Below are 14,536 nucleotides of genomic sequence, written 5' to 3'. Positions count from 1 at the left end.
AATAGAATTTGAGGTGTGCAAATTATGCTTTTTCCTGATTTAGCGAATAAAATTGTACGAGAAGTACGCAGACTAATTAAAGAAAATATCATTATCATTAATATACAAGGCGTCATTATCGCAAGTACAGATATAGAAAGAATCGGCCAATTTCATGAAGGCGCACTCCGCTGTGCGAAACAAAAGAAAACTGTCATTATTACAAAAGATGATGAGCGACGTTTGCATGGCGTAAAGGCCGGTATGAACCTCCCTTTACTATTCCATGACGAAGTCATTGGTGTCATTGGAATTACAGGCGAACCTGAAAACATTTCACAATACGGAGAAATATTACGTAAAATGACCGAACTACTCATTCATGAAAACTACTTTTTAGAACAACTAGAACTTGAACACCGTTCTTATGAAGCATTTGTCTTTGATTGGCTTCAAAATATAGACTGGTCTCCAAGCTTTCTCGATCGCGCAAAAACACTTAGTATTGATTTATATAAGAAGAAACAACTTATTTTGTTCTCTATCGATCAAAATGACACGATGCTTCAGCGTAAGATTTGGCAACACGTACGCAATCTATTAACAAAGGAACACCTATTTGTTCGCTGGGGAAATGATCGATTTATTTTATTTACAGCCACAAACTCCAAAGAGCAAACGTATCAATTTTTAAAACGATTAAAACAAGACTGTGAAACTTTATTTTCTATTCCTTTATATATCGGGATTGGACAATCCGTTACGCCAAACAATATGAACTTATCATACGAACAAGCATTACAAGCTCTTTCCGTATCACTTGAAACGAAAAAAATTGTATTTAATGAAGATTTACGTTTAGAAATGTGCTTACAAGATATTTCTGCTGAAACGCGGGAACAGTTTCTAAGGCGCACCATCGAAAACATACTATCATCGCCTGAGCTTATGCACACTTTACGCTTATTTATCGATTATAACCAATCCTATAAACAAACAGCGAAGCAATTACACATACACATTAACACATTGCATTACAGGCTTAAAAAGATTGATGAGCTTACAGGACTTGACCCGAAAGAATTCAAGGACTTAAATATTTTATACTTCTCGCTCCTTTTATTGGATAATCAAACAAAAAAGAACGATAAAATAGATTAATCTTTAGATGATCATACATAGAAAGAATCCCCCGACTTTTTTATCATTATAATGAAAGCACTGTGACAACGTTTTTTATTATGACTCATTACGTTAACAGTTTGAGGGGGATTTCCAATGTTAGAAAAGCAAATTATTCATTCATTCGTATCCATTGTTGGCGAAGATAATGTAGATACATCCAATATGGGGCGTTTAACGTATAGTTATGATGCCACTCCAAACTTCCAAGCGATGCCTGATGCAGTCATTGCTCCTCGTAATACAAATGAAGTAGCTGAGGTGTTAAAAGTATGTAACACTCACAAAATTCCTGTATATGTTCGTGGTTCTGGAACAAATCTTTGCGCAGGGACATGTCCACTTGAAGGCGGTATCGTCCTTATCTTCCGCCATATGAATAACATTTTAGAAATTGATGAAGAGAATTTAACAATTACTGTACAAGCTGGTGTTATTACGCTTGATATTATTAAAGCGGTAGAAGAAAAAGGTTTATTTTATCCACCAGATCCAAGTTCGATGAAAATTTCTACAATCGGCGGTAACATTAATGAAAACTCAGGTGGATTACGCGGATTAAAATATGGCGTAACACGTGATTATGTGATGGGTCTTGAACTTGTCCTACCAAATGGCGATATTATTTGTACTGGTGGTAAATTAGCAAAAGATGTAGCTGGTTACGATTTAACTCGTTTATTTATTGGTTCTGAAGGAACGCTTGGCGTCGTAACTGAAGCCATATTAAAACTCGTTCCTATGCCTGAAACAAAGAAAACGATGCTTGCACTATATGAAGATATTAACGAAGCTGCACGTGCTGTTTCTTCTATTATTGCAAATAAAATCATTCCAGCGACACTTGAGTTTTTAGATCAGCCGACAATTGAAGTAGTAGAAGAATTTGCACAAATCGGTTTACCAACTGATGTAAAAGCAATCTTATTAATTGAACAAGATGGTCCACCTGAAGTTGTCAATCGCGATATTGAAAAAATGGCTAACGTTTGCCGCTCTATGAACGCGGTCGATGTTCGCGTTGCAAAAGATGAAGCGGAAGCAGATGCACTTCGGACGGCTCGTCGTAGTGCACTATCAGCACTTGCAAGATTAAAGCCTACTACAATATTAGAAGATGCAACAGTACCACGCTCACAGATTGCTCCGATGGTTGAAGCTATTAATGCCATTGCCAAAAAATATAATATTCCTATTTGTACGTTTGGGCATGCTGGCGATGGCAACCTACACCCAACTTGTATGACAGATGCTCGCAACGAAGAAGAAATGCACCGAGCTGAACAAGCTTTTGCTGAAATATTTGCGAAAGCAATCGAACTTGGTGGCACGATCACTGGTGAACATGGTGTTGGCGCGATGAAAGCTCCGTATTTAGAAATGAAATTAGGTAAAGAAGGTATTGCTGCTATGCAGGGAATTAAACAAGCCTTCGATCCAAATAACATTATGAATCCAGGAAAGATGTTCGCGAAGGACACTCGCAAAAGAGTGGTGGTTGAGCGATGACAACATTAAATAAAGAAAACATTCAAAAAGAATTTAAAGAACGATTAAGTGAAGACGAACTACTAAATTGTATGCGATGCGGTTTCTGTTTACCAACTTGCCCTACTTACATTCAATCTGGATATAAAGAATCACATTCACCACGAGGACGTATCGCATTAATGAAAGCGGTCGTTGACGGTTTAATTGAGCCAGATGAAGATGTTGAAAACACATTAAACGTTTGCCTTGGCTGCCGTGCTTGTGAATCTGTTTGTCCATCTGGTGTGAATTATGGCCATTTATTAGAAGAAGCTCGTGATATTATTAATCAAAATAAAAAGTTCTCAATGCCAGTGAGAGCTGTTCGTAAAGTCGTGTTTGAAGGACTATTCCCGCATCAAAATCGAATGAGAACATTAACAGGATTAATTGGATTTTATCAGCGTTCTGGTTTACAAACGCTAACACATAAAACAGGGATTATGAAGTTATTCCCTGAAACACTTGCAACGATGGATCTTGTTTTACCAAAAGTCCCTAAAATGAAAGCAATGAAAGATCGTCCTGAATTTTTACCTGCTGAAAGTACAAAGAAGAAACAAGTTGCATTCTTCGCAGGTTGTTTAATGGATACGATGTTTTTAGAAACAAATAACGCAACGATGAAACTTCTTCAGTTAGCCGGTTGTGATATCGTTATTCCGAAAACACAAAGTTGCTGCGGGGCATTACATGGGCATGCTGGTGAGAAAAGTGGAGCAAAAGAATTAGCGAAACGCAATATAAAAGCATTTGAAGATTTAAACATCGACTATATTATTACGAATGCTGGTGGTTGTGGAGCTTACCTCGTAGACTACGATTATCTTTTAAAAGATGATCCACAGTGGGCTGAACGTGCAAAGCAGTTTGTTTCTAAAATTAAAGATATTACTGCTATTTTAGTAGAACTAGATTTCCATAAACGAAACGACTTACGACTCACGCCGCAAATCATTACGTATCAAGACTCTTGTCACTTACGCAATGTTATGCGAACATCTTCTGAACCTCGTATGTTATTAGAAGCAATTCAAGGCGCAACATACCGTGAAATGAAAGATGCGGACCGCTGCTGTGGTTCTGCTGGTATTTACAATATTGTTCATTCAGAGTTATCAATGGAATTTCTAGATTACAAAATGGACCGTGTACATGAAACAGACGCAGCAACCATCGTTACTGCAAATCCAGGTTGTCTATTACAAATGAAACTAGGTATTGAGCGTGAAGGTCTTTCTCATAAAATGAGAGGAATTCACATTGTAGATTTACTATTAGAAGCAATTGAAACCAACTCGTAATAACTCGTAACATACGTAATAATAGGAAAACGGCTATCTCCTTCGTCTATGTAAAGAGATAGCCGCTTTTTTGTCCGCTACAACATTAAAAATATGTTACTTTATTATAAAAAAGAACAACAGAAACATTACAGTTTTGTAAAAATCAATCCATTATATTCCTCAAAAAAATGCTCAAACCATTGATACAATGGGATTCCTCATTTTTAACATAGGTAGATTTATCCAAAAAACCACTCTTAAAACCAAGTATAAAAATGCTGAAAATTCCTTTTATACTCTATGTTTCTCTTATTTCTCCTCTTTCCTCTCCTTAGGATAAATTAGGTAATTTTAAAGTCTATGAATTTTTTTCCATCTTTTTTCTCGTAAATTGTGTGCTACGATGAATTTGTCAGTCAGACAGGCTGTCAAAAACAAATCGTGTGAAAACAAATTAAAACTTTATATAGGGGGACACACATCATGAAAAAGCGTGTTTTATTATCTGTAGCTGCTGCAACAGCTCTTACTTTAGGAGTATCTTCTTTAGATGCACAAGCTGCAACAGTACAACCATCTAATATCAAGGTTCAAAATATTCAGCATTCAAAAGTAATGATGAAACAAATGAGCCAACAAGAATTACAAGCATTCTTACAATCTATGGGCGTTGAGTCATTAGCACAATGGCAACAAGGAAACTTCCAACCAAATTGCATTATTCCTGGTCAACAACCTACTGAAAATGTTGTAACTGAGCAACCAACAGCTAAGCCAGAAACTCAAAAGCCTGCTGAGCAAAAACCGGCCGAGCAAAAGCCTGCTGAAGAAGTTCAAAAACCAGAAGCTCAAAAGCCTGCTGAAAACAACAATACTCAAAAACCTGCTGAACAAAAACCTGCTGAGCAAAAGCCTGCTGAAGAAGCAAAATCTTTAAGCGAGTTCGAACAACGTGTTGTTGAATTAACAAACGCTGAGCGTGCAAAACAAGGTTTACCAGCTTTAAAAATCGACACTGAATTAAGCAAAGTAGCACGCATTAAATCTGAAGATATGCAAAAAAATAACTACTTTGATCATAACAGCCCTACATATGGGTCTCCGTTTGACATGATGAAGAAATTTGGTATTTCTTATACATCTGCAGGTGAAAACATCGCTCAAGGCCAACGTACACCTGAAGAAGTAGTACAAGCTTGGATGAACAGTGCTGGACACCGTGCAAACATCTTAAATAATGGCTTCACTCACATCGGTGTTGGCTATGTAGAAAGCGGCAACTACTGGACACAACAATTTATTACGAAGTAAATAGATTAAAAGAGTCTTCCCATAATGAGAAGACTCTTTTTTACGTTTCATAACTTTCTATTATGTATGAGTATAAAGCATAGAACATAAACAAAATAGAACCACCACTTATTACGCTAAGTAACACATAAAATCCCCATTTCAAGTTCAAAAACAATGAAAACAATATACTACATGCCATCACTTGAAAAATCCGCCTACTCACTAAACGGATCTTTTTTAATTTGATTGGGTCTTTTTCCGTACTCTGAACTTTTTTAAACGCCTTACTAAGCATAAAAAGAAACATACTAATCCCAATTGTTAGTCCTGTTTGAAAGGATATCATGCTTCCAAAATTAATAAAGAGAATGAGCATATGGATAAACAACATAAATAAAGTAATCGTCTTTAGAAATCCACTTATAATGACATGCTCGTCTTCATTAAACTTATATATATTATGTGAAATAATATACATCAATCCATGTAAGAAAATAATAAGACAAGGAATAAGTGCTATAACAATTTGTTTACTCACAAACTCATTCGGCCGACCATTTTCATTCCAATGTACTGCCATCTGATTCGGTAAATATGGATAGAGACATAGAGTAACTAAAAGACAAGCGAAAAATATTCCTAGTATATATTTATATTTGATCAAGTGATTCTCACCTCTCTTTTCTCTTAACGGCTTCGCTTCTTTTAGAGAAAATCCTGCAAAAATCTACTTTTCTCAAATTTAAACTTACACTTTATGCATTCATTCTTTGAAATTCCTTCATTGTATTATTTAATTTCGTAGGAAATGGTACATCAACTTCAATTTCTTCTTTCGTAATTGGATGTAAGAAGTTTATCTTCATCGCATGTAACGCTTGCCCCGACATATATTTCGTTTGTCCACCATATAATACATCTCCAACTAACGGATTACCGTTATGGCTCATATGAACACGAATTTGATGCGTTCTACCTGTTTCTAATTGTAACGTGACAAGCGTAGCATTTTGGTTTTTAAAATACTTCTCTACTTTATAATATGTTATAGCTTGGTCTCCCTTCGGAGAAACACGTCGTCTCGTCGCATGATGGCGATCTCTTCCAATAGCTGCGTCAATTGTTCCTTGCTTCTTTTTTACTTTCCCTTCCACAAGCGCCGCATATGTTCTTTTAATTTTTCGTTCCATTAATAAACGATCCATAATTGCACCAGCAATTCTATGCTTAGCAAATACGACACCACCTGTCGTATCTTTATCTAACCGATGAATATGACGAACCTTCGTCTCTAAACCTTGCACTTGATAATGAAAAGCAACAAGATTTGCAAGTGTTCCCGTTCCACCTTTTTCAGCAGGATGCGTATCCATCTTCTCAGGCTTATTTACAATGAGTACGTGATCATCTTCATATACTACATCTAATTCACCATATTCAGGCTCTACACCGTATTCTTCCTCCATAAACATATGAACTTGTAACTTATCGCCTTCTTTTAAAAGCTCATTCCATCTTCTCTGTTCCCCGTTAACGGTAACACCTTTTTCCATACGAAGCTGATGTAACAACTTTTTCGGTATTTCCCATTCTATTTTTAATAACGAATCAATACTTATACCATTCCATTTCGCTGGAACAGTAATTTCGCACCATTCGCCCTTTTTCTTCGTTTCCATACTGTATCACCTTATTTCTATTGATTCTCTCATTGTAACGGAAAACACAATTTGATGCACCGTCAAAAATAGAGGACAGCCTTATAGTAGACTGCCCCCTCATGCTCTACGTCTTTTCATTTCCTGCAATACTTCTTCCGCTTTTTGTTCATAAGATAAATCTTTAAAGAAATCCGCCAGTCTTTTATAGTCATTATACGTATCTAATAAGTCATCCATCTTTTCTACTTTCATCACTTGTTGTTTTTGCTTCATTTTTACTGGATAACGATAGCCCGATACTTCTTGTATTTTGTAATACTCATCCTCTACTTGAATGACCTTTACAAGTTCCTCTTCTTCCGCATCCATCGTATACCCATCAAAATCTCTAAGCAATTCATAAATGATATGAGTCCATTCATCTTTTGGATAAAATCCTTTTTCTAACCGATAACCGACAATGCGATACATATGCCCATCGTTTTCTGCAAACTGTACTGTATCATTTAACTTAAACTTAAAATAACGAAACATTGCCTTCACCTACTTAATATGTAATGTTCTTATCACATACTATTTGCAAAATGTAGGTCTTGCTATTCATAAAAAATACTCATCTTATAGATGAGTATTTTTTATGATGATTTTTCTTTTTTCTTTCGAAATGGTAACCACCAGTTCCAGTCTCCAAACAATTTCATTAAACTTGGTACGAGCATAAGACGAATAATTGTTGCATCAAGGAATATCGCTAATGCAACACCAAGCCCCATTTGCCGTACTGGTAAAATATCAGTAAAGGCGAACGCACCGGTAACAACTATCATAATTAATGCGGCGGACGTAATAATTCTACTTGTTGACACAAGTCCTTCTAACGTTGCTTGATCATTATCTCCTGTTTCTTCATATAGTTCATGAATACGCGAAATAAGAAAGACTTCATAATCCATGCTAAGCCCAAAGACGAGGCCGAAAATGAAGATTGGTAAGACAAATAGAACTGGACTCGCTTCTAAACCAAAATGTCCACCTTCAAATAACCAAACAACAATTCCAATTGTTGCGCTTAAACTAAGTATATTCATAATAATCGCCTTAATCGGAATGAGTATAGATCGAAATGCAAATAATAATATAACGAAGGTCGATCCAAATATAACAGACATACCAATCGCAACTTTATCTTTAATTTCATCTTCTAACTCTTGTTGGAACGTTGTCATTCCGCCTAGATAATACGTAACATTCATTTCTTTATAGTTTTGTTTAAAATCACGAACCCACTGTTTAGCAGTTTCAGTACGCGGTTTCGTTTTCAAGAAGATTTCTATCGTAGTCTTATTCTCTTTCGTATATGCTTCAAATACAGGAGCTAGTTTCGCTGCTTCTGGCGACTCTAATAATCCAGCAACTTGATCTGCTTTCATACCAGTTAACCCGTCGTATATGCTTCTTACTTCATATACTTTCTTATCATCTTTTAACTTTTGAACGACTTCTTCTACCTTTTGTAAACTTTCTTTTTCTTTCATATCTTTTTTCGTCTCTACCACTAATGTAACATCAGCATGTGTTTTTGCAGTTTCATTAAATGCTTCTTCGTACTTTTCATATGCAATTCTTGTATCACTTTGTTTAGGTAGAGCTTCCACGTCAGGGAACTGCAAATTAGCTGTACGTAATGGTAATAAGCAAATTACAATAAATGTTGTAACAACAATAATCATCGCAATTGGATGTTTCATTACAAATTGTGCAAATGTACGCCACGCCTTTGCCGGCGTATGTGCTACTTGATTCTTTTTTAATATTCGTTTACCAATTAATGATAATAACGCTGGAAGAAGTGTGAGTGAGAATAAAATACTCATAATTACAACAATCATTCCGCTAATTGCGACTGACTGAATATAATCAATTTTAAAGAAGAACAAACCGGATAACCCAACAAATACACATAATCCTGAAAATACGATCGCGCGCCCCGCTGTCTGATATGTAATTGCAATCGCTTCTTTTACCGTTCGCTTTGCAACTTCCTCTCGAAAGCGATTTACAAATAATAGTGCAAAATCAATAGATAACGCAAGTCCGATCATCGGTGCTACATTTAACACAAAGATAGATAGTTCCTTATCGCTACCTATAAAGTATAATATGCCCATCGTACTAATAACACTAAGTGCCCCATTTACAATTGGTAAAATAGATGCCAAAAGGCTACCGAATGAAAATAGTAATACGAGAAATGCAATTGGTAACCCAATCATCTCTGCTACTTTTAAATCATTTTGCGTTCTTTCATTAATCTCTTTGTTAATTTTCGGAAACCCTGTAGGCGTTACTTTTAATGCCGCATTACTTTCCTTTTCGATTTTATCAGCAAATTGTAATGTCTTTTCCATTCGTTCCTTATTTGTTTTCCCGGAAAATAAAATTGTCGCATAGCCGATATCATCTTGTAACATGTCTTTATTTTGTGATGGATGATGGAAAGATTCATATGTCTCTTTCTCTTGTACATTTTTTACAATACTCTCTACTTGCTTTTGAAATTCCTCATATGAAATACCCTTATTTTTTTCAAAAACAAGTAGGAGCGTATCTTGGGACCTCTTAAAATCTTTATCTAAAATTTCTTTCGTTTTTTGATAGTCCCCTTCTGTTTGGAAACCGTCACCGCCTAATACTCCCGGTAACTTTGGAGCAAAAATCCCAAGTGCTACCGCAAGTAAAACTAACACTACAATTACTGTATAACGAAATTGATACAAAAAAGCTCCTAACTTTCCCCACTTATCTACTTTATGTACATTTGTTTTCATACATTTTCACCTACTTTACATCATTCAATTGTCATTTATACTGTATCACATCTTCATGCAAACAAAAAACGTCTGGAAACACTATAATGATAGTTTTTCCAGACGTTTTTTTATCTTTCTTTATTAAGCCCCAATCTCTCAGTAAGTAAACGATGGCAATAAATCGCCATAATTAACAAAATACCACCTACGCAATAACCTGCTAAAATATCAGTTGGATAATGTACATTTAAAATAACTCTACTTAATCCAATCGATATAATTACTACTCCCAGCAAAATCGTCATAACATATTTTCCCGTTACATTTTTCAAATTTGCTGCAATGATATAAGCGAGAAACCCGAATGTCATAATGGATAGCATTGCATGCCCACTAGGAAAGCTATATCCAAGTGCATCCAACGCTTCATTTAACGACGGACGCTCCCTTTTCATAATTTCTTTTATCCCTTTATTCACAAGATGTGTGATTAAAATGCCCATTGGATAAACGATCATCGCAGCATAATAATGTTTCCTCCAAAAAACAAGTAAACTTATAACGAGCACAGTTACAATACCAATGGCAGAGCCTAATTTTGTATAATATAAAAAAAATGTAAGCGAACCTTCTGTTTGTAATCCTTTCACTAATCCGCGGACATATGTATCCATCACTGTAACACCACCTGCATGTACACGCCAAGCAACAATGCCAAATACAGCAAGTAATAAACCGATACACATTACCTCATATTGATGTAACTTCTTCTTCAAACGATTTCCTCCTACTATGAAAAAATGCGATTTCTACTTTAGAAACCGCATTTCCTCACTTATTTACCTTTCGTTTTTAACTCTGTCCAGTAACGATCATAGTCTTTTAACTTATCGTCTACATCAACAAGCCATTCTGTACGATCTAATTCTTCTTTCGTTAAGAAGATCATGTGGTTATCACGATATTCTTTACTATGAAGAGGATGAGCTTTTTCATTTGGATTACTGTATCCAATTGACTCGTAGTTTTTCACACTTACTTTCTCATCTAGTAAGTAGTTCATAAACTTCTCTGCAAGCTCTTTATTTTTTGCACCTTTTGGAATTGCTAACGTATCAGCCCAAATTGTGCCGCCTTCTTTTGGTACAACGTACTCTACATCTTTATTATCTTTTGCGATAAATGCTGCATCTCCAGACCAAACTGTTCCGATCCAAGCATCTTCTGTAATGAATTTTTGTTTAATATTATCTGTATCAAATGCTAATAAGTTTGGAAGTAGCTTCTGTAAATCAGTTGCTGCTGTCTTTAACTGTGCATCGTCTTTCGTACTGTTTGAGAATCCATGCTTCTTAAGACCCATTCCTAATACTTCACGAGAATCATTTAATAAAGTTACATGCCCTTTATATTTCTCGTTCCATAGGTCAGCCCAGCTTGTAGGTGCTTCCTTCACATACTTTTTATTGTATGCAATACCTGTTACGCCCCAAGTATATACTAAAGAATACTTATTCTCTGGATCAAACGCAGGTGTTTTGAAATTAGAAACCATATTTTCGATATTCGGGATATTCTTTTTATCTAACGGCGCTAATAAATCCATTTTGGCCATTGTTTTAACCATGTAATCAGACGGCTGAATTAAATCATACTTCGCGCCACCTGCTTGTAATTTCGCAAGCATTTCTTCATTACTTGCGTACTTATCATAGTTAACTTTCACGTTATATTTCTTTTCAAAATCTCTTAGCACTTGCTCATCAAAATTGTCAGCCCAGCTATAAATGTTTAACTCTTCTTTTTTTTCACCACAACCAGCAAGTACACCAGCAACAAGGCTAAAGCTAATTGCCGCGCCGGCTAATCTTTTCATTAATTTCATCGGTTTATTACCCCCTCGTACTTTCTATATCGTTCGTATTATAAAGGAAGGTGTCCTCCAGAGTTTTCTTCACCATCTGCACCTTTGTTACGGAAGATTTCAGATAGAACCATTAATCCTACGATAGCTACAATTAAAATTGTAGAAAGTGCATTAATTTCTGGTGATACTCCGCGCTTAACCATACTGTAAATGTATAATGGCAATGTTGTTGATCCTGGTCCTGATACGAAGAAACTAATTACAAAATCATCAATTGATAATGTGAATGTTAATAATGCGGCTGAAATAACTCCTGGTGCAATTGCTGGGAACGTTACATAACGAAACGTTTGCCACGGCGTTGCTCCTAGATCATTCGCAGCCTCTTCTAAATCACGTCCCATACCAGAAAGGCGTGCTGCTAAAATAACGACAACAAATGAAATACTAAATGTAATGTGTGCAATAATAATTGTTGTTTTACCAAGTTCCATACCTAATTGACTAAATAAAATAAGTAAAGATAATCCCATTAAAATATCAGGAATTAAAATTGGTAAATACACAAGACCATTAATAGCACCTTCATAACGATATTTATAACGATGTAATGCAATTGCGAAAATCACACCAAGAACAGTCGTTACAATCGTCGTTACGACCGCAATCGTCATACTATTTACAAACGCATCAATAACATCTTGTTTTTGAAATAAATCTGTATACCAATGGAATGTGAATCCTTCCCATTCCGCATTAATGCGAGAATCATTGAAGGAATACACCATTAAAACCATCATTGGAAAATACAAGAACAATAAAATTAACCAAGAATAAGAAACTAAAAACTTCTTCATCTTTGCCTATTCCCCTCCGTTCCCATCATATTTATATACTTTCGTTGCACGATAATATAAGTAAATTAGCAGAACAGAGAATAGAACAACAATCATAGATAACGCAGATCCAAACGGCCAATCACGCGCTCCTAAGAATTGATTTTGAATTACGTTTCCGATTAATGCTACTTTCGATCCACCCATAACGTCTGATACAACAAACATTCCGATAGAAGAAACAAACACTAAAATAGAACCCGTAGCAATCCCTGACATCGTCATTGGTACTGTAACATTCCAAAATGCCTTTACTGGTGTTGCCCCTAAATCATAAGCTGCTTCTAGCTTACGCTTATCAAGCTGCTCAATCGCTGCATACACTGGTAAAATCATAAATGGTAATAAAGAATATACCATTCCGAGTATTACAGAAGGTGTATTATATAGTAAATTTAAAGGTTCACTAATAATACCTAGTTTCAATAGCAATGTGTTTACAAGACCTTGTGAACGTAAAATAACAATCCATGCGTATGACCGAACAAGGAAGTTAATCCAAAACGGGATCGTTGCCAATAATAAAAGAATCGAACGATATTTGCGATCAACAATTGTAATTGTATATGCAAATGGATAACCAATCAGTAAACATATTACTGTGGTAATAACCGCAATTTTCACTGTTTCCCATAACGTCCCCATATATAATGGGTCAAATACACGTGCTATGTTTTCTAATGTAAATTGCATTTCCACTGTCCCATATGCTCCGCGCTGCATGAAGGCAAATGCCAATACAAACAGAAGGGGAATTAGGAAGAAGGTTAACAGCCACGCGACTGTAGGTAGTGCGAGTAATTTCCCTTTTTTCAATTTAAGGTCACCTCGTCCTCTTGCTCCCAGCCTACGTATACATTATCTCCAATGCTCCACTGCGTTGCTTCTTCAGCAGTTTGATATGCCATTAGTAATTCTGATGTTTTCTCGTCACGTACATACAGCTTTTCCATATTTCCAACAAACTCAATGTCTTCAATATGTCCAAGATGGTATTCTTTTAAAATCGGCTCTTCAACCGAACGTACCTTTACGTTTTCAGGGCGAATTGCTACATAGCCTTCCCCGTTTTTCACAATATTATTTTCACCGATAAATGTTGCAACGAACATCGTTTTTGGCTTATTGTAAATTTCTTTCGGCGTTCCGATTTGTTCAATATGTCCTTTATTCATAACGACAATACGATCACTCATGCTCATCGCTTCTTCTTGATCGTGAGTTACATATATGAACGTAATTCCTAAATTACGTTGTAAGTTTTTCAATTCACGTTGCAAGTCTTTTCTTAACTTAAAGTCTAACGCCCCAAGTGGCTCATCTAGTAATAATACACGCGGGTTATTTACAATCGCTCTCGCAATTGCTACACGCTGCTGCTGTCCACCAGAAAGCTTCGCAGGTTTACGATTACGGAACTCAAGTAACTGCGTTAAACGCATTGCCTCTTCAGCACGCTCTTTCTGCTCTGCTGCCGGTACTTTCTGCATTTTCATACCGAAACAAATATTTTTCTCCACATTCATATGTGGGAATAGCGCATAATGTTGGAACACTAAATTCATATGACGCTTGTACGGTGGCAAATCGTTAATCTTTTCATCATCTAATAAAAGATTCCCTTTAGTTGGAGTTTCAAAACCTGCGATCATACGAAGTAACGTCGTTTTCCCGCAACCACTCGGTCCTAAAATTGTTAAAAATTCTCCTTCTTTAATATCTAAAGAAAGAGGTGGGATAATCACTTGATTTCCAAAATGTTTTTCTACTGCTTCAACTTTAATAATCTTTTTCATTTTCCCGTCCTATCTACCTTAAATTTAAATTTTTATATTCATGAATAAATATTTATGTTCTATAGACTATTTTTTGTTTCGATCCAAACAAAAATGATTATTTAACAAGCGTTCGCTTCTATTCTTTATGTAGTATGTTTGATTCATTTTCGCACGATACATAACGTCGAACAGAAAAACCCCTTCCATTGCGAAGGGGCTATTATCATACGGCTACGCCTACTGATAAACACCAT

Annotated in this window: 13 protein-coding genes; 4 read left to right on the top strand and 9 right to left on the bottom strand. The window is 35.9% G+C overall.

What is annotated here, in order from left to right:
* Window positions 1–24: 24 nt before the first annotated feature.
* From ATN06_RS06785 to ATN06_RS06770, 4 genes are all read left to right on the top strand, one after another.
* Window positions 25–1,140 (top strand): CdaR family transcriptional regulator, encoded by a 1,116-nt coding sequence (locus ATN06_RS06785; RefSeq protein ID WP_060630036.1) that lies wholly within the window; start codon window positions 25–27, stop codon window positions 1,138–1,140.
* A gap of 117 nt (window positions 1,141–1,257) precedes the next feature.
* On the top strand, window positions 1,258–2,670 hold the full coding sequence (gene glcD / locus ATN06_RS06780) for a glycolate oxidase subunit GlcD (RefSeq protein ID WP_060630035.1): 1,413 nt from the start codon (window positions 1,258–1,260) through the stop codon (window positions 2,668–2,670).
* Window positions 2,667–3,995, top strand: a complete 1,329-nt coding sequence (locus tag ATN06_RS06775; protein WP_060630034.1) for a (Fe-S)-binding protein — start codon at window positions 2,667–2,669, stop codon at window positions 3,993–3,995. The genes glcD and ATN06_RS06775 overlap by 4 nt, the downstream gene beginning before the upstream one ends.
* A 465-nt stretch (window positions 3,996–4,460) precedes the next feature.
* Entirely contained in the window at window positions 4,461–5,288 is an 828-nt protein-coding gene (locus tag ATN06_RS06770) for a CAP domain-containing protein (protein WP_000747582.1), read from the top strand.
* 40 nt (window positions 5,289–5,328) lie between these two features.
* On the opposite strand, the gene ATN06_RS06765 is transcribed toward ATN06_RS06770, so the two are convergent.
* From ATN06_RS06765 to potA, 9 genes are all read right to left on the bottom strand, one after another.
* Window positions 5,329–5,934 (bottom strand): DUF1648 domain-containing protein, encoded by a 606-nt coding sequence (locus ATN06_RS06765; protein WP_060630033.1) that lies wholly within the window; start codon window positions 5,932–5,934, stop codon window positions 5,329–5,331.
* 91 nt (window positions 5,935–6,025) lie between these two features.
* Window positions 6,026–6,949: an RluA family pseudouridine synthase gene (locus ATN06_RS06760; protein ID WP_060630032.1), complete on the bottom strand. Its 924-nt coding sequence runs from the start codon at window positions 6,947–6,949 to the stop codon at window positions 6,026–6,028.
* 99 nt (window positions 6,950–7,048) lie between these two features.
* Complete coding sequence (locus ATN06_RS06755) at window positions 7,049–7,465, bottom strand: hypothetical protein (RefSeq protein ID WP_060630031.1); 417 nt, start codon at window positions 7,463–7,465, stop codon at window positions 7,049–7,051.
* Window positions 7,466–7,566: 101 nt separating this feature from the next.
* Window positions 7,567–9,759: an MMPL family transporter gene (locus ATN06_RS06750; protein ID WP_060630030.1), complete on the bottom strand. Its 2,193-nt coding sequence runs from the start codon at window positions 9,757–9,759 to the stop codon at window positions 7,567–7,569.
* A 110-nt stretch (window positions 9,760–9,869) separates the two neighbouring features.
* Window positions 9,870–10,517 carry a phosphatase PAP2 family protein gene (locus ATN06_RS06745; RefSeq protein ID WP_060630029.1) on the bottom strand — a complete coding sequence of 216 codons (648 nt, stop codon included), beginning with the start codon at window positions 10,515–10,517 and terminating at the stop codon, window positions 9,870–9,872.
* Between the two features lie 59 nt (window positions 10,518–10,576).
* Window positions 10,577–11,626: a spermidine/putrescine ABC transporter substrate-binding protein PotD gene (potD, locus tag ATN06_RS06740; protein ID WP_000772504.1), complete on the bottom strand. Its 1,050-nt coding sequence runs from the start codon at window positions 11,624–11,626 to the stop codon at window positions 10,577–10,579.
* A gap of 38 nt (window positions 11,627–11,664) precedes the next feature.
* Entirely contained in the window at window positions 11,665–12,465 is an 801-nt protein-coding gene (gene potC, locus ATN06_RS06735; protein ID WP_000714205.1) for a spermidine/putrescine ABC transporter permease PotC, read from the bottom strand.
* A gap of 6 nt (window positions 12,466–12,471) precedes the next feature.
* Window positions 12,472–13,320: a spermidine/putrescine ABC transporter permease PotB gene (potB, locus tag ATN06_RS06730; RefSeq protein ID WP_060630028.1), complete on the bottom strand. Its 849-nt coding sequence runs from the start codon at window positions 13,318–13,320 to the stop codon at window positions 12,472–12,474.
* Window positions 13,317–14,300, bottom strand: a complete 984-nt coding sequence (gene potA / locus ATN06_RS06725) for a spermidine/putrescine ABC transporter ATP-binding protein PotA (protein WP_060630027.1) — start codon at window positions 14,298–14,300, stop codon at window positions 13,317–13,319. Before potA ends, potB begins: the two co-directional genes overlap by 4 nt.
* Window positions 14,301–14,536 lie beyond the last annotated feature (236 nt).

It is taken from the genome of Bacillus thuringiensis (assembly GCF_001455345.1).
Lineage (GTDB): Bacteria > Bacillota > Bacilli > Bacillales > Bacillaceae_G > Bacillus_A > Bacillus_A thuringiensis_N.
Note: the sequence above shows the minus strand (reverse complement) of the source record. Positions and strands in the feature narration are given on the sequence as shown.